The following is an 18,067-nucleotide window of genomic DNA, read 5'->3' on the forward strand; positions in this document are numbered from 1 at the left end:
AAAAATGGACTTTTCAAATAATATTTTAGAAACAATTGGTAACACACCATTGGTAAAACTCAACAAAATTGTTGCTGAAATTGATGCGTTAGTATTGGCAAAAGTCGAAACTTTTAATCCAGGTAATTCTGTAAAAGACAGAATGGCCGTGAAAATGATTGAAGACGCAGAGGCTGATGGAAGATTAAAACCGGGAGGAACTATTATCGAAGGAACTTCAGGAAATACAGGAATGGGATTGGCTCTCGTAGCTATTGTAAAAGGATATAAATTAATCTGTGTTATCTCAGATAAACAGTCAAAAGAAAAAATGGATATTCTTCGTGCTGTTGGTGCAAAAGTTGTTGTATGTCCTACAGATGTTGAGCCAACAGATCCTCGTTCTTATTATTCAGTTTCTAAGCGTTTAGCAGAAGAAACTCCAAATTCTTGGTATGTAAATCAATATGATAATATGTCAAATTCATTGGCACATTACGAACAAACTGGGCCAGAAATCTGGAAACAGACTGATGGTAAAATTACGCATTTTGTTGTTGGTGTTGGAACAGGCGGGACTATTTCCGGCGTTGGAAAATATTTAAAAGAGAAAAACCCGAACATTAAAATCTGGGGAATTGATACTTATGGTTCTGTTTTTAAAAAATACCATGAAACAGGAATTTTTGATGAAAACGAAATCTACTCCTATATAACAGAAGGAATAGGTGAAGATATTTTGCCTAAAAATGTTGACTTCTCTTTAATTGACGGATTTACCAAAGTAACAGATAAAGATGCGGCTGTTTACACCAGAAAAATTGCGCTTGAAGAAGCTATTTTTGTTGGAAATTCGGCTGGCGCTTGTATAAAAGGTTTATTGCAGCTAAAAGAGCATTTTAAGCCCGATGATGTTGTGGTAGTATTATTTCATGATTCTGGAAGCCGTTATGTAGGTAAAATGTTCAACGATGATTGGATGCGTGAGCGTGGATTCTTGGAAGAAAATGTGACCAAAGCAGAAGACGTTATTAAAGATCATATCGATAAAGAATTAATTGTGGTTCGTACAGAAGAATTGGTTTCGCATGCAATTGAACGCATGCGCAAATATAAAATTTCGCAGATTCCTGTTGTGGATATTAACGGTTTTGTAGGTTCTGTAGACGAAACAGACTTATTTAGAAGTTATGTTGCAGATAAGAATGTTGCCGAGAAACCAATCAAAGAGGTAATGGGCAAACCTTTTCCAATTGTAAAATTAGGAACTCCAATCGAAGAAGTATCAAAACTTTTTACAAAAGAAAATGATGCAGTTTTGGTTGATTTAGGAAACGGACATCATCATATTATTACAAAATACGATATTATTGGCTCGATAAAATAAGCCTTTACAAATATATTTATCCATAAATCTTGTTACTTTAGTGATTAGATTTATGGATTTTTCTTTTAAAAATATAGAATGAATTTTACTGCTATAGATTTTGAAACGGCTACAGGATATCATCCTTGCTCAGTCGGAATTGTTACAGTTCAAAACGGAATAATTGTTGACGAATTTGTAACTTTAATAAAACCACCAAATAACGAATATAACCCGTTTACGACTCGTGTTCATGGAATTTATCCAAAGGATACTGTCAATTCTAAATCTTTTTTTCAGGTTTATCCTGAAATTGAAAAGCGACTAAAAAATCGAGTTGTGGTGGCACATAATGAAAGCTTTGACCGCAATGTTTTAATGAAGTCTATGTTGCTTCATGGCTTAAATTATGAAGATCTCAATATTGCTTCAAAATGGGAATGCACTGTGAAAATCTATAAAGCAAAAGGAATAAAGCCAACAAAATTGAGTGATTGCTGTCGTGAAATGAAAATTCAGCTTAATCACCATGAAGCTTTATCAGATGCGAGAGCTTGTGCAAAGTTGTATCTACTTCGTTAAATAAATTTATTTTGTAAGAATAATTTTAAAATTTTATTATTTTTAGCTTTTGTAAAACAGTATAAAATCTAAAAATGAAAGAAGACTTTCTTCATTATCTCTGGAAATTCAAGAAGTTTGATACTCTGAATTTGAAAAGTGCACAAGGCGAATTAATTACTATTTTAAAATCGGGTGATTATTTAGAGCTTTCGGGGCCTGATTTTTTTAATGCGCAGATAGAAATTGGAAATCAAAAATGGGCAGGCAATGTCGAAATTCATTTAAAATCGTCCGATTGGTATCTTCATAATCACGAAAAAGATCCGGCTTATCAAAATGTGATCCTTCATGTAGTTTGGGAGAATGATACGGCTATTTTTAGAGAAGATAATACGGAAATTCCCGTTTTGGTTCTCAAAGACTTTGTTGATAAAGAAATACTGGCTAATTATAAAGCATTGGTTTCTCCTAAAACATGGATTTCATGCGAAAAACAAATTAAAGGTATTGACAGTTTTGTTTTTAAAAGCTGGCAGGAAAGATTGTTTTTTGAACGTTTGGAACGCAAAGCAAAATTTATTTACGAATTATTAGAAGAAACAAATCAAGACTGGGAAGCGGTTTTGTTTTGTCTTTTGGCAAAGAATTTTGGTTTAAATACAAATGGAGTTTCTTTTCTTCAAATTGCCAAATCAATTCCGTTTTCAATCATAAGAAAAGAAAGTTTCGAAAACGAAAATCTGGAAGCGTTATTCTTTGGAACTGCTGGTTTGCTTATTGGAGAAAAAGAAGATGTCTATTTTAAAGATTTAAAATTCAGATATTTTTATTTATTGAATAAGTACCAATTGGAAAGAACATTTGTTGAACCTGTGCAATTTTTTAAACTTCGCCCTGATAATTTTCCAACTATAAGACTTTCACAATTGGCAGGTCTTTATCATAAATATCAAAATTTGTTTTCTAAGATAAATGATTTAAAGTCTCTTGCGAGCGTTTATAATCTTTTTAATGTTTCGGCAAGTAGTTATTGGCAGAACCATTATCAGTTTGATAAAGAAAGTCCAAGGAAATCAAAACCATTATCGAAGGCGTTTTTAGATTTGATTGTGATCAATACGATTATTCCAATTCAGTTTGCTTATTCGGCTGTATTAGGCGAACCAATTGTTGAAGATTTAATTGATTTCATGAATGAGGTTGCATCAGAGAAAAATGCCGTAATAGATAAGTTTGTTTCGTTTGGAATAAAGCCGAAAAATGCATTTGAAAGTCAAACTTTATTAGAACTCAAAAATGAATATTGTAATCATAAAGCCTGTTTAAAATGTTCGATAGGAGTGGAACTTCTAAAAAACAATTAGATAATTTTGTATTTTTGCAATTCACGTCAACGAAGAAATCTAAAATCTTAAGTCAAAAATCTAATATCATAATATGTCGGCTATTTTAAAATTAAAATTCTTTTTTGAAAAATATGGTTTTCATGTTTCTTCTAGATTGGCAGATAAACTAGGAATGCGTGTAACAAGTGTCAGATTGTTTTTTATCTACATTTCTTTTGTTACGGCAGGTTTAGGATTTGGAGTTTATCTGACGTTGGCATTTTGGATTAGGCTAAAAGATTTAATCCGTTCCAAAAGAACTTCTGTATTTGATTTATAAATAGAAAGCTCCAAATGTTAATTTGGAGCTTTCTTTTTATATTGAAAGGGTGTAATATTTCTATTCTTCGAATCCTTTAGCGTCATTAAGCTTAGATCTTTGTTTACTGTATCCAAAATAAACAAGAATACCAATTAAAAGCCATCCAAGTGATAACAATTGAGCATCTAAACTTAAATTGATAATCAGATAAGTATTAATTGCAATTCCTAAAACAGCAATAATTGGCAAAGCTGGAACTTTAAAAGTTCTGTTTAAACCTGGTTGCTTTACTCTTAAAATCCAAACCGCAATACAAACCATTGTAAAGGCAAATAAAGTACCAAAACTTGTCATATCTGCTAATTTATTGATAGGGGTAAAAGCTGCAACTGTTGCAATAATTGCACCCAAAATCATTAAGTTGGTTTTTGGAGTTCCAGAAATAGGGTTCACTTTAGAGAAGACAGAAGGAATTAAACCATCTTTAGACATACCTAAGAAAATTCTAGATTGTCCCATAATCATTACCATTAATACAGAAACTAATCCAATAGTAGCTGCAACAGTAATAATAAATCCAGCCCATGGTTGTCCGGCGATATCAAATGCATAAGCTACAGGTGCTTTGATCGCTTCAGGATATTTCCCTAGCGGATTAAAATCTTGGTAATTCATCATTCCAGTTAATACAAGAGAAACAAGAATATATAAAGTAGTACAAACTAATAAAGAAGCAATAATAGCAAAAGGAACATCTTTTTTAGGATTAATAGCTTCTCCGGCTTGTGTAGAAACAGCATCAAAACCAACGTAAGCGAAGAAAATCGCAGCTGCTCCAGAAACAATTCCCCCAATTCCATATGCATTGTGAGTTGTTTCTTTTTCAATAATTTGAGTTGCTTCAGGAATAAAAGGACTCCAGTTTGCTGTATTAATAAAGAAAAGTCCAGCAATAATTACGAAGATAACCGCAGAAACTTTAAGAATCACAATAGCATTATTAGCTTTTGCAGCGCTTTTTGTTCCTTTAATAAGTAATGATATAACCAAAATAACGATTAAGAAAGCTGGAAGATTCATAGAAAAACCTTCTCCAGTGTAGCTTGCAGGATCCGTGGTTAGCCATTCAGGGAGTTTAATATGAAATAGTTTGAGTAATTTATTAAAATATCCGGACCAGGAAACCGCTACGGTCATCGAGCCCATTGCATATTCGAGAATAAGTCCCCAGCCAATTATCCAGGCAAAAATTTCTCCGATAGTACCATAAGCATAAGCGTAAGCAGATCCTTCAACTGGTAAAATGGAAGCAAATTCAGAATAGCAAAGAGCCGCAAAAACACAAGCAATACCTGCGATAATAAACGAAATTGCTAATGCTGGACCTGCATGATAATAAGCCCCAGTACCTGTAAGTACAAAAATTCCTCCACCGATAATGGCACCAACACCAATGGCGGTAAGACTCCATTTTCCAAGGACTCTCTTTAAATCACTTTTTTTCATATCGGCCTCAAAGGCTGATATTGGTTTAACTCTCCAAATTGACATACTATATTATTGGTTTATTTGTTATTAAGTGCCAAATGTATTGTTTTTTGTAAAAAATAAAAACAATTATCATGTTTTAAGTTATAAAATATTCATTTTTTTTACAGGACTCTCAAGAATAATTCTTTAAGTATTGATATTCATTAAATTAATTGATGTTTTGCGAAATATTTAATAATTTTTTAAAAACTACTTTTCCTGTTAATTTTATTGATACTTTTGAAGGTTTTTTCTTATTTTATGATTTGAAAATAAATTGAAAAGCTTTTTTGTTATGAATTTTAGTTATTTTAAAAGGTATCTGCATTTTACAAAGTACCAGAGAACGGGCATTTTTATGTTATTCTTAATTATAATAATGTTACAGTCAATTTATCTGTTTGCTGATTTTTCTACTACTAAAATAAAAAGTTCTGATACGGAAAAATGGCTGGCTCTTCAATCAGAAATTGATAATGAAAAAAGCTCGAAAGGAAATAATAAACCTTCTGTTTATCTGTTCAATCCAAATTTTATTTCAGATTATAAAGGGTATAAACTCGGAATGTCGGTTGAAGAAATTGATCGGTTACAGGCATTTCGTAAAGAAAATAAATACGTAAACTCAGCTGAGGAATTTCAAAAGGTTACTGGAATTTCAGATTCGTTGCTCAATAAAATTTCTCCCTTATTTAAATTTCCAGATTGGACACAGCATAAATCTGATTTTAAATCAGAGAAAATGGAATACAGCAAGAATAGTTATCCTAAAAAAGTAAAGTTTGATGTATTGGATATAAATCAAGCAACCCAGGAAGATTTAATGAAAATATATGGAATAGGAGAAGGGCTCTCAGTGCGAATCTTAAAACAAAAAGAAATTATGGGATGTTTTGTTTCAATGGACCAAATGGAAGATGTGTGGGGACTTTCGCCCGAAGTTATAAATGAATTAAAGACTCATTTTAAAGTGATAATCCCGTCAACATTAAAAAAAATAAATGTAAATGACGCTTCGTTAAAAGAATTATCACAGTTTCCATACTTCAAATATGCACTGGCAAAACAGATTGTAACGTATAGGAGTATGAACGGAAATTTTAATAATATTGAGGATTTAGCAAAAATTAAAGATTTTCCTGTTGAAAAAGCAAAAATAATTAGCCTATATTTGGAGTACTAAAAAGAAAGCAACTAATGAATTTTGAATATAACGAAACACAGTTAATGATTGCACAGTCTATAAAAGACTTTGCAGAAAAAAATATAAGACCTTATATAATGGAGTGGGATGAATCGCAGATTTTTCCAATTCCGTTATTTAAGAAATTGGGAGAAATGGGATTTATGGGGGTTTTAGTTCCTGAAGAATATGGAGGTTCTGGTTTAGGTTATCATGAATATGTTACTATAATTGAAGAAATTTCAAAAGTAGACCCATCAATAGGATTGTCAGTTGCAGCACATAATTCGTTATGTACAAATCATATTTTGACTTTTGGAAACGAAGAACAAAAGAAAAAATGGCTTCCTAAATTAGCAACAGCAGAGCATATTGGGGCTTGGGGTTTGACAGAACATAATACAGGCTCCGATGCTGGAGGAATGAATACGACGGCTGTAAGAGATGGTGATCATTGGGTGGTAAATGGAGCTAAAAACTTCATAACTCATGCAATCTCTGGAGATATAGCGGTTGTTGTGGTGCGTACAGGGGAAAAAGGAGATTCTAAAGGAATGACGGCTTTTGTTTTTGAAAAAGGGATGAAAGGTTTTTCGTCAGGAAAGAAAGAAAATAAGCTGGGAATGAGAGCCAGTGAAACTGCAGAGTTGGTTTTCGATAACTGCCGAGTTCCAGATGAAAACAGATTAGGAGAAGTTGGACAGGGATTTGTTCAGGCAATGAAAATTCTAGACGGAGGAAGGATTTCTATTGGAGCGTTATCGTTGGGTATTGCAAAAGGTGCTTACGAAGCAGCGTTAAAGTATTCAAAGGAAAGACATCAGTTCGGACAGCCGATCAGTAATTTTCAAGGGATATCCTTTAAATTGGCAGATATGGCAACGGAAATAGAGGCCTCAGAATTACTGCTTCACAAAGCGGCCTACTTGAAACAAAAACATAAAGAGGTAACTACAGCAGGAGCAATGGCGAAAATGTATGCTTCTGAAGCCTGCGTAAAAATTGCCAATGATGCCGTTCAAATTCATGGTGGCTATGGATATACTAAAGATTTTCCAGTCGAAAAATTCTACAGAGATTCTAAATTGTGTACAATAGGAGAAGGAACAACCGAAATTCAAAAAGTAGTCATTTCTAGAAATTTATTGAAAGAATAAAAATGTAGTCCATTCTCTTTTTTCTATATCCTAATTCTCTAAAGAAAAATAATTTAAATTTTATAGCTTATAATTAATAATTAATTTTTACATTTGCAGCCTTAACGAGAGGAGGTGTCTATATTATGTTAATTATACCAATTAAAGACGGAGAAAATATCGATAGAGCATTAAAGCGCTATAAAAGAAAATTTGATAAAACAGGAACTGTTCGTCAACTAAGAGCACGTACTGCTTTTATTAAGCCTTCTGTTATCAAAAGAGCTCAAATTCAAAAAGCTGCTTACATTCAAGGTTTGAAAGATAGCTTAGAAAGTTAATATTTAGCTTTTCAAAAAATAATTACCGTTAGTGGTCAAAATGTTTTAATTTTGATTCTAACGGTTTTTTTGTGCTTAATACTGAGATTTTTGACTTTTATGAAAACAAATAAAGAAGCTTTTGAGGATTATCTTTTGCTGGAGAAAAAATATTCTGTGCATACTGTGCAGGCTTATTTGAATGATGTTGTGTCTTTTGAATCTTTTGTTAGTGAAAGTTTTGAGCAGGAAAATATTGATATAGTTAGTTACAGTCAGGTTAGGAGCTGGATTGTTTTTTTGGTTGATCAGGGGATTTCGAATGTGTCGATAAATAGAAAGATGGCTTCTTTGAAGGCTTTTTATAAGTTTTTGTTGAAATCCAGACAAATTGAGATTAATCCAATGTTGAAACATAAGGCTTTAAAAGTTCCGAAAGTGGTTCAGGTTCCTTTTTCTGAAAAAGAATTAAAGGATCTGTTGAGTGAAATAGATCTTCCAGTTGGTTTTGAGGAAGTGAGGGATAAGCTTATTGTGGAGATGTTTTATGTGACAGGAATGCGTCGTGCGGAACTGATTCATTTGATGATTAAAAATGTGGATCTTTCTGCTGGTGTTATAAAAGTGTTGGGAAAGAGAAATAAAGAGCGAATTATTCCTGTTCTGCCAGTAATACTCAATCAAATTAGGGTTTATATAAAGGAAAGGGATGGTTTGGATAATGTGGTGGATTTTGATTATTTTTTTATTTCCAAAAAAGGATTAAAATTGAGTGAATCTTTTGTTTATCGTTTAATAAATTCATACTTTAGTAGGGTCTCGGAAAAGGTGAAAAAAAGTCCGCATGTGCTTCGTCATACTTTTGCAACTCACTTATTAAATAACGGGGCAGATTTGAATTCAGTTAAAGAGTTGTTAGGGCATTCTAGTTTGGCGTCTACACAGGTTTATACTCATAATAGTTTGGCGGAGCTTAAAAAAGTGTATAAAGGGGCGCATCCAAGAGGGGAATGATAACTCTAAAATGTTAAATCCTAAAATTTGTATTATGAAGGTAGATGTTCATGCAGTTAACTTTACTGTTGACAGAAAATTGGTCGATTTTATTCAGGAAAGAATGGGTAAGTTGGAAAAATACTACGACCGAGTGGTTTCGTCAGATGTTTTTTTGAAAGTTGAAAGAACGAGTGATAAAGAGAATAAGGTTGTGGAGATAAAGATTAATGTTCCCGGTGATGATTTTTTGGTAAAAAAACAGTGCAAAACATTTGAAGAGGCGGTTGAGCTTTCAGCAGAATCGTTAGAACGTTTACTTGTGAAAAGGAAGGAAAAAATAAGAGCACATATTTAATTTAAATTTTTTTTGAAAAATGTTTTGATTAAAAGATAAAATAGCTACATTTGCAGTCCGTTAGAAATAGCGGACTTTTTTAATGCATTCGCCGATGTAGCTCAGCTGGCTAGAGCAGCTGATTTGTAATCAGCAGGTCGTGGGTTCGAGTCCCTCTATCGGCTCGGAAAATTTCAAATGCGATTTGAAATTTGGTTCTTTAAAATAATGGAATTTTAAAATTAGGGGAGATACTCAAGCGGCCAACGAGGGCAGACTGTAAATCTGCTGTGAAAACTTCGCAGGTTCGAATCCTGCTCTCCCCACAAAAAAAAAGAGGTTAAGGTTTTGGGTTTTAGATTTTTAAAAATCTAAAATCTAAATTCAGAAATCTAAAATCAGAACTCTCTGCCGGTGTAGCTCAGGGGTAGAGTGCTTCCTTGGTAAGGAAGAGGTCTCGGGTTCAAATCCCGACATTGGCTCAAGTAAGTAGGAAATTGAAAATTAATATATAACTAAGATTAAAAATTAAGTAAAATGGCAAAGGAGAATTTTAATCGTTCCAAACCGCACTTAAACATAGGTACAATTGGACACGTAGATCACGGAAAAACTACATTAACTGCTGCAATCACTAAAGTATTGTCAGATGCTGGTTACTGTCAAGCAAAATCGTTTGATCAAATCGATAACGCTCCAGAGGAGAAAGAAAGAGGTATTACTATCAATACATCTCACGTAGAGTACGAAACGGCTAACCGTCACTACGCTCACGTTGACTGTCCAGGTCACGCGGATTACGTAAAGAACATGGTTACTGGAGCTGCTCAAATGGACGGAGCTATCTTAGTAGTTGCTGCTACAGATGGTCCAATGCCACAAACTCGTGAGCACATCCTTTTAGGACGTCAGGTTGGTATTCCAAGAATCGTTGTTTTCATGAACAAAGTGGATATGGTTGATGATGCTGAGTTGTTAGAGCTTGTTGAAATGGAAATTAGAGATTTATTATCTTTCTACGAATATGATGGAGATAATGGTCCTGTAGTTCAAGGTTCTGCTTTAGGAGGATTAAATAATGATCCAAACTGGGTACCTAAAATTATCGAATTAATGGAAGCTGTTGACAACTGGATCGAAGAGCCAGTACGTGACGTTGCTAAACCATTCTTGATGCCAGTTGAGGACGTATTTACAATTACAGGTCGTGGAACTGTTGCTACAGGTCGTATCGAAACTGGAGTTGCTAACACTGGAGATCCTGTTGAAATCATTGGTATGGGAGCTGAAAAATTAACTTCTACTATTACAGGAGTTGAGATGTTCCGTAAAATCCTTGATAGAGGTGAAGCTGGAGATAACGTAGGTTTATTGTTAAGAGGTATTGATAAATCAGACATCAAAAGAGGTATGGTTATCATTAAGCCAGGTTCAGTAAAACCACACTCTAAATTCAAAGCTGAGGTTTATATCTTGAAAAAAGAAGAAGGTGGACGTCACACTCCATTCCACAATAACTACCGTCCACAGTTCTACGTACGTACAACTGACGTAACAGGAGTTATTTCTTTACCAGCAGGTGTAGAGATGGTAATGCCAGGTGATAACTTAACTATTGAGGTTGCTTTATTAAGCCCAATCGCTATGAACGTAGGTTTACGTTTCGCTATCCGTGAAGGTGGTAGAACAGTTGGTGCTGGTCAGGTTACTGAAATCGTAGAGTAATTCTATTAAAATAAATAAGAAGCCAGTGATTATTTTTTAATCACTGGCTTTAATTACGGGCGTAGTTCAAGGGTAGAATAGCGGTCTCCAAAACCGTTGATGGGGGTTCGAATCCCTCCGCCCGTGCAATAAAAAATATATCAAATGACAAAAGTTACTAATTATTTATCAGAGGCTTTCGAAGAGTTAAAGTCAAATGTTACTTGGCCAGCTTGGGCTGAAGTACAAAAATTGACAATTGTTGTGGCTGTATTTTCGATTTTATTCGCTTTGGCAACTTGGGGAGTAGACGAATTTTTTGCAAAAGCTTTGGCTGGATTTTTTAACTGGTTAAAAGGATAATTTTTTTGTGATGGCAGATAATAATGTGAAAAAATGGTACGTAGTTAGAGCGGTTAGTGGTCAAGAAAATAAAGTGAAAGCTTATATCGAGACTGAGATTGCGAGATTAGGTATGGAGGATTATGTTTCTCAGGTTTTAGTTCCTACTGAAAAAGTAGTTACTGTAAAAGATGGGAAAAAATCATCTAAGGATAAAGTGTATTTTCCTGGATATGTTATGATCGAAGCTAACTTAGTTGGTGAGATTCCTCATATTATTAAGTCAATTACTAGTGTTATTGGATTTTTAGGAGAAACTAAGGGCGGAGAACCTGTTCCTTTGAGACTTTCTGAAGTAAACCGTATGTTAGGAAAAGTGGATGAATTGGCTGTTAATACAGACACTCGTTCTATTCCATTTAGTGTTGGTGAAACGGTTAAGGTTATTGATGGACCTTTCAACGGATTTAATGGATCTGTTGAAAAAATCAATGAAGAGAAGCGTAAGCTTGAAGTAATGGTTAAGATTTTCGGAAGAAAAACTCCATTAGAATTAAGTTTTATGCAAGTAGAAAAAGTATAATTTTTTGTTACACTATAATAAACCATTGTAATCGCTTCCATTGATTACAGTGTTAAATTTTTTAAAAATGGCTAAAGAAATTAGTAAGGTAGTTAAACTACAAGTTAAGGGAGGTGCTGCGAACCCGTCGCCACCGGTTGGACCTGCTTTAGGAGCTGCTGGGGTTAACATCATGGAGTTTTGTAAGCAATTTAATGCTAGAACTCAAGATAAACCTGGCAAAATTTGTCCAGTGCAAATCACTGTGTACAAAGACAAATCATTTGATTTTGTTGTTAAGACTCCTCCAGCAGCAGTTCAGTTAATGGAAGCTGCGAAGCTAAAATCTGGTTCTGGTGAGCCTAATCGTAAAAAAGTAGCTAGCGTTACTTGGGAACAAATTAGAACTATTGCTGAAGACAAAATGCCAGACTTAAACGCTTTCACAATTGAGAAAGCTATGAGTATGGTTGCTGGAACAGCTAGATCTATGGGTATAACTGTATCAGGAGATGCTCCTTTTTAATTAAGAAAAAGAAATGGCAAAATTAACAAAAAAGCAAAAAGAGGCTGCTTCAAAAATTGAAAAGAACAAATTATACTCTTTAAAAGATGCTGCTGCATTAATTAAAGTTGTTGCTTCTGCAAAATTTGATGAGTCTGTTGATATCGCAGTTCGTTTGGGTGTTGATCCAAGAAAAGCGAATCAAATGGTTAGAGGTGTAGTTACTTTACCTCACGGAACAGGAAAAGACGTTAAAGTATTAGCATTGGTTACTCCAGATAAAGAAGCTGAAGCAAGAGAAGCTGGAGCAGATCACGTTGGTCTTGACGATTACTTACAAAAAATTAAAGACGGTTGGACAGATGTTGATGTGATCATTACTATGCCTGCTGTTATGGGTAAATTAGGTCCATTAGGTCGTATTTTAGGACCTAGAGGTTTAATGCCAAACCCTAAGACAGGTACAGTTACTATGGATGTTGCTAAAGCTGTTCAAGAAGTTAAAGCTGGTAAAATTGACTTTAAGGTTGATAAAACTGGTATCGTACACGCAGGAATCGGTAAAGTTTCTTTTGGAGCTGAGCAGATTGTTGACAACGCACACGAAATTATTCAAACATTAATAAAACTTAAACCAACTGCTGCTAAAGGTACATACATTAAAGGTATCCACCTTACAAGCACAATGAGTCCTGCTATTGCATTAGACCCAAAAGCAGTATAATTGGTAGTTAAAAATTTTTAGTATGACTAGAGAAGAAAAATCAATCGCGATTGAAAATTTAACTGCGCAGTTAGCTGGTACAAATATCATTTACATTTCTGATATTTCTGGTTTAAACGCAGAGACAACTTCAAACTTACGTAGAGCTTGTTTCAAAGCAGGTATCAAATTAGAAGTTGTAAAGAACACTTTGCTTGCAAAAGCAATGGAAGCTTCTGATAATGATTATGGTGATTTACCTACAGTTTTATCAGGTAACAGTGCTATCTTCATTTCTGATGTTGCTAACGCACCTGGAAAAATTATCAAAGATTTCCGTAAGAAATCTGATAAACCAGTTTTAAAAGGAGCTTACATCAATTCTGAAGTATATATTGGGGATAACCAATTAGATGCATTGGCTACAATTAAATCTAAAGAAGAGCTTATCGGAGAAATCATTGGATTGTTACAATCTCCAGCTCAAAGAATTATTTCTGCTTTACAAAACAAATTCGCAGGAAGCGAAGAAGAAGGAGCAGAGTAATTATCAACGTAGGAAAGAATACTTTCTTACTGCTTAATTAGCGCACAATAAATAAATTATATTTTTTACAAATCATTTTAAACGATAGAAAAAATGGCAGATTTGAAACAATTCGCAGAACAATTAGTTAACTTAACAGTTAAAGAAGTTAACGAATTAGCAACAATATTAAAAGACGAGTATGGTATCGAGCCTGCTGCTGCAGCTGTAGTAGTTGCTGCTGGTGGTGGAGACGGTGCTGCTGAAGAAGCACAAACTGAATTTACAGTTGTATTGAAAGATGCAGGAGCTTCTAAATTAGCTGTTGTAAAATTAGTTAAAGAATTAACTGGTTTAGGTCTTAAAGAAGCTAAAGACGTAGTTGACGGTGCACCAAGCAACGTTAAAGAAGGTGTTTCTAAAGAAGAGGCTGAAGGTCTTAAAAAATCTTTAGAAGAGGCTGGAGCTACTGTTGAGCTTAAATAATTAAACTCAGTTTAAGAACTAGGTTTAGGTCTTGAGTTAACACTCAAAGGCCTAAACCATTTTTCGTATAATAAAATATTTAAATTTTATTATCCCATAGTTTAAAATACGAAAAAGTTTTTGATCAATACGAAGAAAGAAAATCAAACCTATTTTACTTGTTTTATTTTTAAAGATGTATTGATTATAATTAAGAAAGTATAGATTAAACAGTGTGTATTTACACAAAAATAAATTACTTTTTTTTAATCAAAATTTTGTCCATTGATGATAACAAATCAGACTGAAAGATTGAATTTTGCCTCTACAAAAAATATCCCTGACTATCCGGATTTCTTAGATGTTCAGGTTAAATCTTTTAAAGATTTCTTTCAATTAGAAACGAAATCTGACGAAAGAGGCAACGAAGGGTTATACAATACCTTCATGGAAAACTTCCCAATTACAGATACAAGAAACAACTTTGTATTGGAATTCCTAGATTATTTTGTTGATCCGCCACGTTATACAATTCAAGAATGTATAGAGAGAGGTCTTACTTATAGTGTGCCTTTAAAAGCTAGGTTAAAACTATACTGTACAGATCCAGAACACGAAGATTTTGAAACTATTGTACAAGATGTTTATCTTGGAACAATTCCTTACATGACTCCTAGTGGTACTTTTGTTATTAATGGTGCCGAGCGTGTTGTAGTATCTCAATTACACCGTTCTCCAGGGGTTTTCTTTGGACAGTCATTCCACGCAAATGGAACTAAACTTTATTCTGCCAGAGTAATTCCTTTTAAAGGTTCTTGGATAGAATTCTCTACTGATATTAACAGCGTAATGTACGCGTATATCGATAGAAAGAAAAAATTACCTGTAACGACTTTATTCCGTGCTATCGGTTTCGAAAGAGATAAGGATATCCTTGAAATTTTCGACTTAGCTGAAGAAATTAAAGTTTCTAAAACTGGTATTAAGAAATATATTGGAAGAAGACTTGCTGCGCGTGTTTTGAACACTTGGCACGAGGATTTCGTAGATGAAGATACTGGAGAGGTAGTTTCTATCGAGCGTAACGAAATCATCCTTGATCGTGATACAATTATCGACAAAGATAATGTTGAAGAGATCATCGATTCTAACGTAAAATCTATTTTGTTACACAAAGAGGATAATAACCAAGCAGATTATGCTATTATCCACAACACGTTACAAAAAGACCCTACAAACTCTGAAAAAGAAGCTGTAGAGCACATTTACCGTCAGTTGCGTAATGCTGAACCGCCTGATGAGGAAACTGCTCGTGGTATTATAGATAAATTGTTCTTCTCTGATCAACGTTATAACTTAGGTGAAGTTGGTCGTTACAGAATGAACAAGAAATTAGATTTAGATATCCCTATGGATAAGCAAGTGCTTACTAAAGAGGATATCATTACAATCGTTAAATATTTGATCGAGTTGATCAACTCTAAAGCTGAGATTGATGATATCGATCACTTATCAAACCGTCGTGTTAGAACAGTTGGAGAACAATTGTCTCAACAATTCGGTGTTGGTTTAGCTCGTATGGCTAGAACTATTCGTGAGAGAATGAACGTTAGAGATAACGAGGTGTTTACACCAATTGATTTGATTAATGCTAAAACATTATCATCAGTTATCAACTCTTTCTTTGGTACTAACCAGTTATCTCAATTTATGGATCAAACGAATCCATTAGCTGAGATTACACACAAAAGAAGACTTTCTGCACTTGGACCAGGTGGACTTTCGAGAGAGAGAGCTGGTTTCGAGGTTCGTGACGTTCACTATACTCACTATGGTCGTTTATGTCCGATTGAAACTCCTGAGGGACCAAACATTGGTTTGATTTCATCTCTGGGTGTTTATGCAAAAGTAAACGGAATGGGATTCATTGAAACTCCATACCGTAAAGTAACAGATGGTGTAGTTGATTTAGAAAGTGCACCAATCTATTTAAGTGCTGAAGAAGAAGAAGGTAAAATGATTGCTCAGGCAAACATTGATATGGATGCTTCAGGTAAAATTACAGCTAGTAACGTTATTGCTCGTGAAGAGGGTGACTTTCCGGTTGTTGAACCAAGTTCAGTACATTATACAGACGTTGCTCCTAACCAGATCGCTTCGATTTCTGCATCTTTGATTCCTTTCTTGGAGCATGATGATGCGAACCGTGCGTTGATGGGATCAAACATGATGCGTCAGGCAGTTCCGTTGATCCGTCCTGAAGCGCCGATTGTTGGTACAGGTTTAGAGCGTCAGGTAGCTTCTGATTCAAGAGTATTGATCAATGCTGAAGGGCATGGTACTGTTGAATACGTAGATGCTAATATCATTACTATTAAATACGATCGTACAGAAGACGAGAGAATGGTTAGTTTTGATGCTGATGAGAAAACGTACAACTTAATTAAATTTAGAAAAACCAATCAAGGTACAAGTATCAACTTGAAACCTATCGTAAGAAGAGGTGACAGAGTTGTTCCTGGACAAGTATTGTCTGAAGGATATGCTACTCAAAATGGAGAATTAGCTTTAGGTAGAAACTTAAAAGTTGCGTTCATGCCATGGAAAGGGTACAATTTCGAGGATGCGATTGTAATTTCTGAAAAAGTAGTTCGTGATGATATTTTTACATCTATCCACGTTGATGATTATTCATTAGAGGTTAGAGATACTAAATTAGGAAACGAAGAGTTAACAAACGATATTCCTAACGTTTCTGAAGAAGCTACTAAAGATTTAGATGAAAACGGTATGATTAGAATTGGAGCAGAGGTTAAACCTGGCGACATTTTGATCGGAAAAATTACGCCAAAAGGAGAATCAGATCCAACTCCAGAGGAGAAATTGCTTCGTGCAATCTTCGGAGATAAAGCTGGTGACGTAAAAGATGCTTCATTAAAAGCTTCTCCATCTTTACATGGTGTAGTTCTTGACAAAAAATTATTTGCAAGAGCCGTAAAAGATAAACGTAAACGTACTCAGGATAAAGATGCTTTAGGCGCTTTAGAAATGGAGTTCGAAACTAAATTTGTTGAATTAAAAGACAGATTGGTTGAGAAATTATTCTTGATCGTTAACGGAAAAACATCTCAAGGTGTAATGAACGATTTGGGTGAAGAAGTTTTACCAAAAGGTAAAAAATATACTCAAAAAATGCTTTACGCAGTAGAAGATTTTGCTCACTTAAGCAAAGGTCAGTGGGTTGCTGATGATGCTACAAATAAAATGGTTAATGATTTGATTCATAACTATAAAATTAAGCTGAACGACTTACAAGGAGCTTTAAGAAGAGAGAAATTTACTATTACAGTTGGAGATGAATTACCATCTGGAATCTTGAAATTGGCTAAAATCTATATCGCTAAAAAACGTAAGTTAAAAGTGGGTGATAAAATGGCGGGTCGTCACGGTAACAAAGGTATTGTTGCTAGAATCGTTCGCCACGAAGATATGCCTTTCTTAGAAGATGGAACACCAGTAGATATCGTATTGAATCCACTTGGGGTACCTTCACGTATGAACATTGGTCAGATTTATGAGACTGTATTAGGATGGGCTGGTATGAACTTGGGTAGAAAATTTGCTACTCCAATCTTCGACGGAGCTTCTCTTGATGAGATCAACGCCTTGACTGATGAAGCTGGAGTACCACGTTTCGGACATACTTACCTATATGATGGTGGTACTGGAGAGCGTTTTGCACAAAAAGCAACTGTGGGTGTAATTTACATGCTTAAATTAGGACACATGGTTGACGATAAGATGCACGCACGTTCTATTGGACCATACTCATTGATTACGCAACAGCCACTTGGAGGTAAAGCTCAATTTGGAGGTCAGCGTTTCGGAGAGATGGAGGTTTGGGCACTTGAGGCTTATGGAGCTTCTAGTACTCTACGTGAGATCCTAACTGTTAAGTCTGATGACGTTATTGGTAGAGCTAAAACTTACGAGGCTATCGTTAAGGGTGAAACTATGCCAGAACCAGGTTTACCAGAATCATTCAATGTATTAATGCACGAATTGAAAGGTCTAGGATTAGATCTTCGTTTGGAAGAATAAATAAAAGTTTTCAGTCGCAGTTTCAGTATTCAGTTAACGCTGAAAACTGAGACTGCTGACTATTACTAAATATTAAAGTTTTTAAGATTTATACCCGTAACCCG

At 34.6% G+C, this 18,067-nt stretch carries 18 protein-coding genes and 4 tRNA genes; 21 read left to right on the forward strand and 1 reads right to left on the reverse strand.

Annotation, left to right across the window (positions count from 1 at the left end; genetic code table 11):
• Window positions 1-4 precede the first annotated feature (4 nt).
• From BM289_RS09630 to BM289_RS09645, 4 genes are all read left to right on the forward strand, one after another.
• On the forward strand, window positions 5-1,366 hold the full coding sequence (locus BM289_RS09630; protein WP_091492756.1) for a pyridoxal-phosphate dependent enzyme: 1,362 nt from the start codon (window positions 5-7) through the stop codon (window positions 1,364-1,366).
• Window positions 1,367-1,444: 78 nt separating this feature from the next.
• A complete protein-coding gene (locus tag BM289_RS09635) occupies window positions 1,445-1,927 on the forward strand; it encodes a 3'-5' exonuclease (RefSeq protein WP_091492758.1) in 483 nt (160 codons plus the stop codon).
• A gap of 74 nt (window positions 1,928-2,001) precedes the next feature.
• Window positions 2,002-3,273, forward strand: coding sequence for a DUF2851 family protein (locus BM289_RS09640; RefSeq protein WP_091492759.1), 1,272 nt, complete (start codon window positions 2,002-2,004; stop codon window positions 3,271-3,273).
• Window positions 3,274-3,346: 73 nt separating this feature from the next.
• Window positions 3,347-3,574, forward strand: coding sequence for a PspC family transcriptional regulator (locus tag BM289_RS09645; protein WP_008466940.1), 228 nt, complete (start codon window positions 3,347-3,349; stop codon window positions 3,572-3,574).
• Window positions 3,575-3,634: 60 nt separating this feature from the next.
• Here BM289_RS09645 and BM289_RS09650 read toward each other — a convergent pair whose 3' ends face one another.
• Window positions 3,635-5,107, reverse strand: coding sequence for an APC family permease (locus BM289_RS09650; protein WP_091492761.1), 1,473 nt, complete (start codon window positions 5,105-5,107; stop codon window positions 3,635-3,637).
• A 358-nt stretch (window positions 5,108-5,465) separates the two neighbouring features.
• Between BM289_RS09650 and BM289_RS09655 the strand changes: the two genes are divergently transcribed.
• The 17 genes from BM289_RS09655 to rpoB all read left to right on the forward strand — a co-directional run bounded on the left by BM289_RS09655 (window position 5,466) and on the right by rpoB (window position 17,963).
• The gene (locus BM289_RS09655; protein WP_244165352.1) at window positions 5,466-6,269 is read left to right on the forward strand and encodes a ComEA family DNA-binding protein; all 804 of its coding nucleotides are present in this window, start codon (window positions 5,466-5,468) and stop codon (window positions 6,267-6,269) included.
• A 14-nt stretch (window positions 6,270-6,283) separates the two neighbouring features.
• Window positions 6,284-7,426, forward strand: a complete 1,143-nt coding sequence (locus BM289_RS09660; RefSeq protein WP_091492762.1) for an acyl-CoA dehydrogenase family protein — start codon at window positions 6,284-6,286, stop codon at window positions 7,424-7,426.
• 125 nt (window positions 7,427-7,551) lie between these two features.
• Window positions 7,552-7,746, forward strand: coding sequence for a 30S ribosomal protein S21 (gene rpsU, locus BM289_RS09665; protein ID WP_026730435.1), 195 nt, complete (start codon window positions 7,552-7,554; stop codon window positions 7,744-7,746).
• Between the two features lie 99 nt (window positions 7,747-7,845).
• Complete coding sequence (locus BM289_RS09670; RefSeq protein ID WP_091492764.1) at window positions 7,846-8,739, forward strand: tyrosine-type recombinase/integrase; 894 nt, start codon at window positions 7,846-7,848, stop codon at window positions 8,737-8,739.
• Window positions 8,740-8,773: 34 nt separating this feature from the next.
• Entirely contained in the window at window positions 8,774-9,076 is a 303-nt protein-coding gene (gene hpf / locus BM289_RS09675) for a ribosome hibernation-promoting factor, HPF/YfiA family (RefSeq protein ID WP_008466930.1), read from the forward strand.
• Window positions 9,077-9,166: 90 nt separating this feature from the next.
• Window positions 9,167-9,240 (forward strand) — tRNA-Thr (locus BM289_RS09680).
• A gap of 60 nt (window positions 9,241-9,300) precedes the next feature.
• Window positions 9,301-9,381, forward strand: a tRNA-Tyr gene (locus tag BM289_RS09685).
• 84 nt (window positions 9,382-9,465) lie between these two features.
• Window positions 9,466-9,537: transfer RNA gene (locus BM289_RS09690), tRNA-Thr, on the forward strand.
• A gap of 55 nt (window positions 9,538-9,592) precedes the next feature.
• Entirely contained in the window at window positions 9,593-10,780 is a 1,188-nt protein-coding gene (tuf, locus tag BM289_RS09695) for an elongation factor Tu (protein ID WP_091492765.1), read from the forward strand.
• Between the two features lie 55 nt (window positions 10,781-10,835).
• Window positions 10,836-10,906: transfer RNA gene (locus tag BM289_RS09700), tRNA-Trp, on the forward strand.
• An 18-nt stretch (window positions 10,907-10,924) separates the two neighbouring features.
• Window positions 10,925-11,122 carry a preprotein translocase subunit SecE gene (secE, locus tag BM289_RS09705; RefSeq protein ID WP_008466927.1) on the forward strand — a complete coding sequence of 66 codons (198 nt, stop codon included), beginning with the start codon at window positions 10,925-10,927 and terminating at the stop codon, window positions 11,120-11,122.
• Between the two features lie 10 nt (window positions 11,123-11,132).
• Window positions 11,133-11,684 carry a transcription termination/antitermination protein NusG gene (gene nusG / locus BM289_RS09710; RefSeq protein WP_008466925.1) on the forward strand — a complete coding sequence of 184 codons (552 nt, stop codon included), beginning with the start codon at window positions 11,133-11,135 and terminating at the stop codon, window positions 11,682-11,684.
• Between the two features lie 67 nt (window positions 11,685-11,751).
• Window positions 11,752-12,189, forward strand: coding sequence for a 50S ribosomal protein L11 (gene rplK, locus BM289_RS09715; protein WP_008466923.1), 438 nt, complete (start codon window positions 11,752-11,754; stop codon window positions 12,187-12,189).
• A gap of 13 nt (window positions 12,190-12,202) precedes the next feature.
• The gene (gene rplA / locus BM289_RS09720; protein WP_025572415.1) at window positions 12,203-12,892 is read left to right on the forward strand and encodes a 50S ribosomal protein L1; all 690 of its coding nucleotides are present in this window, start codon (window positions 12,203-12,205) and stop codon (window positions 12,890-12,892) included.
• A gap of 22 nt (window positions 12,893-12,914) precedes the next feature.
• Entirely contained in the window at window positions 12,915-13,418 is a 504-nt protein-coding gene (gene rplJ, locus BM289_RS09725) for a 50S ribosomal protein L10 (RefSeq protein ID WP_091492767.1), read from the forward strand.
• Between the two features lie 93 nt (window positions 13,419-13,511).
• The gene (gene rplL / locus BM289_RS09730; RefSeq protein WP_008466917.1) at window positions 13,512-13,883 is read left to right on the forward strand and encodes a 50S ribosomal protein L7/L12; all 372 of its coding nucleotides are present in this window, start codon (window positions 13,512-13,514) and stop codon (window positions 13,881-13,883) included.
• A 267-nt stretch (window positions 13,884-14,150) separates the two neighbouring features.
• The gene (rpoB, locus tag BM289_RS09735; RefSeq protein ID WP_091492769.1) at window positions 14,151-17,963 is read left to right on the forward strand and encodes a DNA-directed RNA polymerase subunit beta; all 3,813 of its coding nucleotides are present in this window, start codon (window positions 14,151-14,153) and stop codon (window positions 17,961-17,963) included.
• Window positions 17,964-18,067: the final 104 nt, after the last annotated feature.

This window comes from Flavobacterium phragmitis (genome assembly GCF_900112575.1).
Lineage (GTDB): Bacteria > Bacteroidota > Bacteroidia > Flavobacteriales > Flavobacteriaceae > Flavobacterium > Flavobacterium phragmitis.

Excerpts from the sequence above, each read along its gene's own strand:
- rplL (WP_008466917.1), top strand. The coding sequence starts at position 13,512 with ATGGCAGATTTGAAACAATTCGCAGAACAATTAGTTAACTTAACAGTT.
- BM289_RS09630 (WP_091492756.1), top strand. The coding sequence starts at position 5 with ATGGACTTTTCAAATAATATTTTAGAAACAATTGGTAACACACCATTG.
- BM289_RS09645 (WP_008466940.1), top strand. The coding sequence starts at position 3,347 with ATGTCGGCTATTTTAAAATTAAAATTCTTTTTTGAAAAATATGGTTTT.
- hpf (WP_008466930.1), top strand. The coding sequence starts at position 8,774 with ATGAAGGTAGATGTTCATGCAGTTAACTTTACTGTTGACAGAAAATTG.
- rpsU (WP_026730435.1), top strand. The coding sequence starts at position 7,552 with ATGTTAATTATACCAATTAAAGACGGAGAAAATATCGATAGAGCATTA.
- secE (WP_008466927.1), top strand. The coding sequence starts at position 10,925 with ATGACAAAAGTTACTAATTATTTATCAGAGGCTTTCGAAGAGTTAAAG.
- rplK (WP_008466923.1), top strand. The coding sequence starts at position 11,752 with ATGGCTAAAGAAATTAGTAAGGTAGTTAAACTACAAGTTAAGGGAGGT.
- tuf (WP_091492765.1), top strand. The coding sequence starts at position 9,593 with ATGGCAAAGGAGAATTTTAATCGTTCCAAACCGCACTTAAACATAGGT.
- BM289_RS09655 (WP_244165352.1), top strand. The coding sequence starts at position 5,466 with ATGTTACAGTCAATTTATCTGTTTGCTGATTTTTCTACTACTAAAATA.
- BM289_RS09650 (WP_091492761.1), bottom strand. The coding sequence starts at position 5,107 with ATGTCAATTTGGAGAGTTAAACCAATATCAGCCTTTGAGGCCGATATG.
- BM289_RS09640 (WP_091492759.1), top strand. The coding sequence starts at position 2,002 with ATGAAAGAAGACTTTCTTCATTATCTCTGGAAATTCAAGAAGTTTGAT.
- BM289_RS09660 (WP_091492762.1), top strand. The coding sequence starts at position 6,284 with ATGAATTTTGAATATAACGAAACACAGTTAATGATTGCACAGTCTATA.
- nusG (WP_008466925.1), top strand. The coding sequence starts at position 11,133 with ATGGCAGATAATAATGTGAAAAAATGGTACGTAGTTAGAGCGGTTAGT.
- BM289_RS09670 (WP_091492764.1), top strand. The coding sequence starts at position 7,846 with ATGAAAACAAATAAAGAAGCTTTTGAGGATTATCTTTTGCTGGAGAAA.
- rplJ (WP_091492767.1), top strand. The coding sequence starts at position 12,915 with ATGACTAGAGAAGAAAAATCAATCGCGATTGAAAATTTAACTGCGCAG.
- BM289_RS09635 (WP_091492758.1), top strand. The coding sequence starts at position 1,445 with ATGAATTTTACTGCTATAGATTTTGAAACGGCTACAGGATATCATCCT.
- rpoB (WP_091492769.1), top strand. The coding sequence starts at position 14,151 with ATGATAACAAATCAGACTGAAAGATTGAATTTTGCCTCTACAAAAAAT.
- rplA (WP_025572415.1), top strand. The coding sequence starts at position 12,203 with ATGGCAAAATTAACAAAAAAGCAAAAAGAGGCTGCTTCAAAAATTGAA.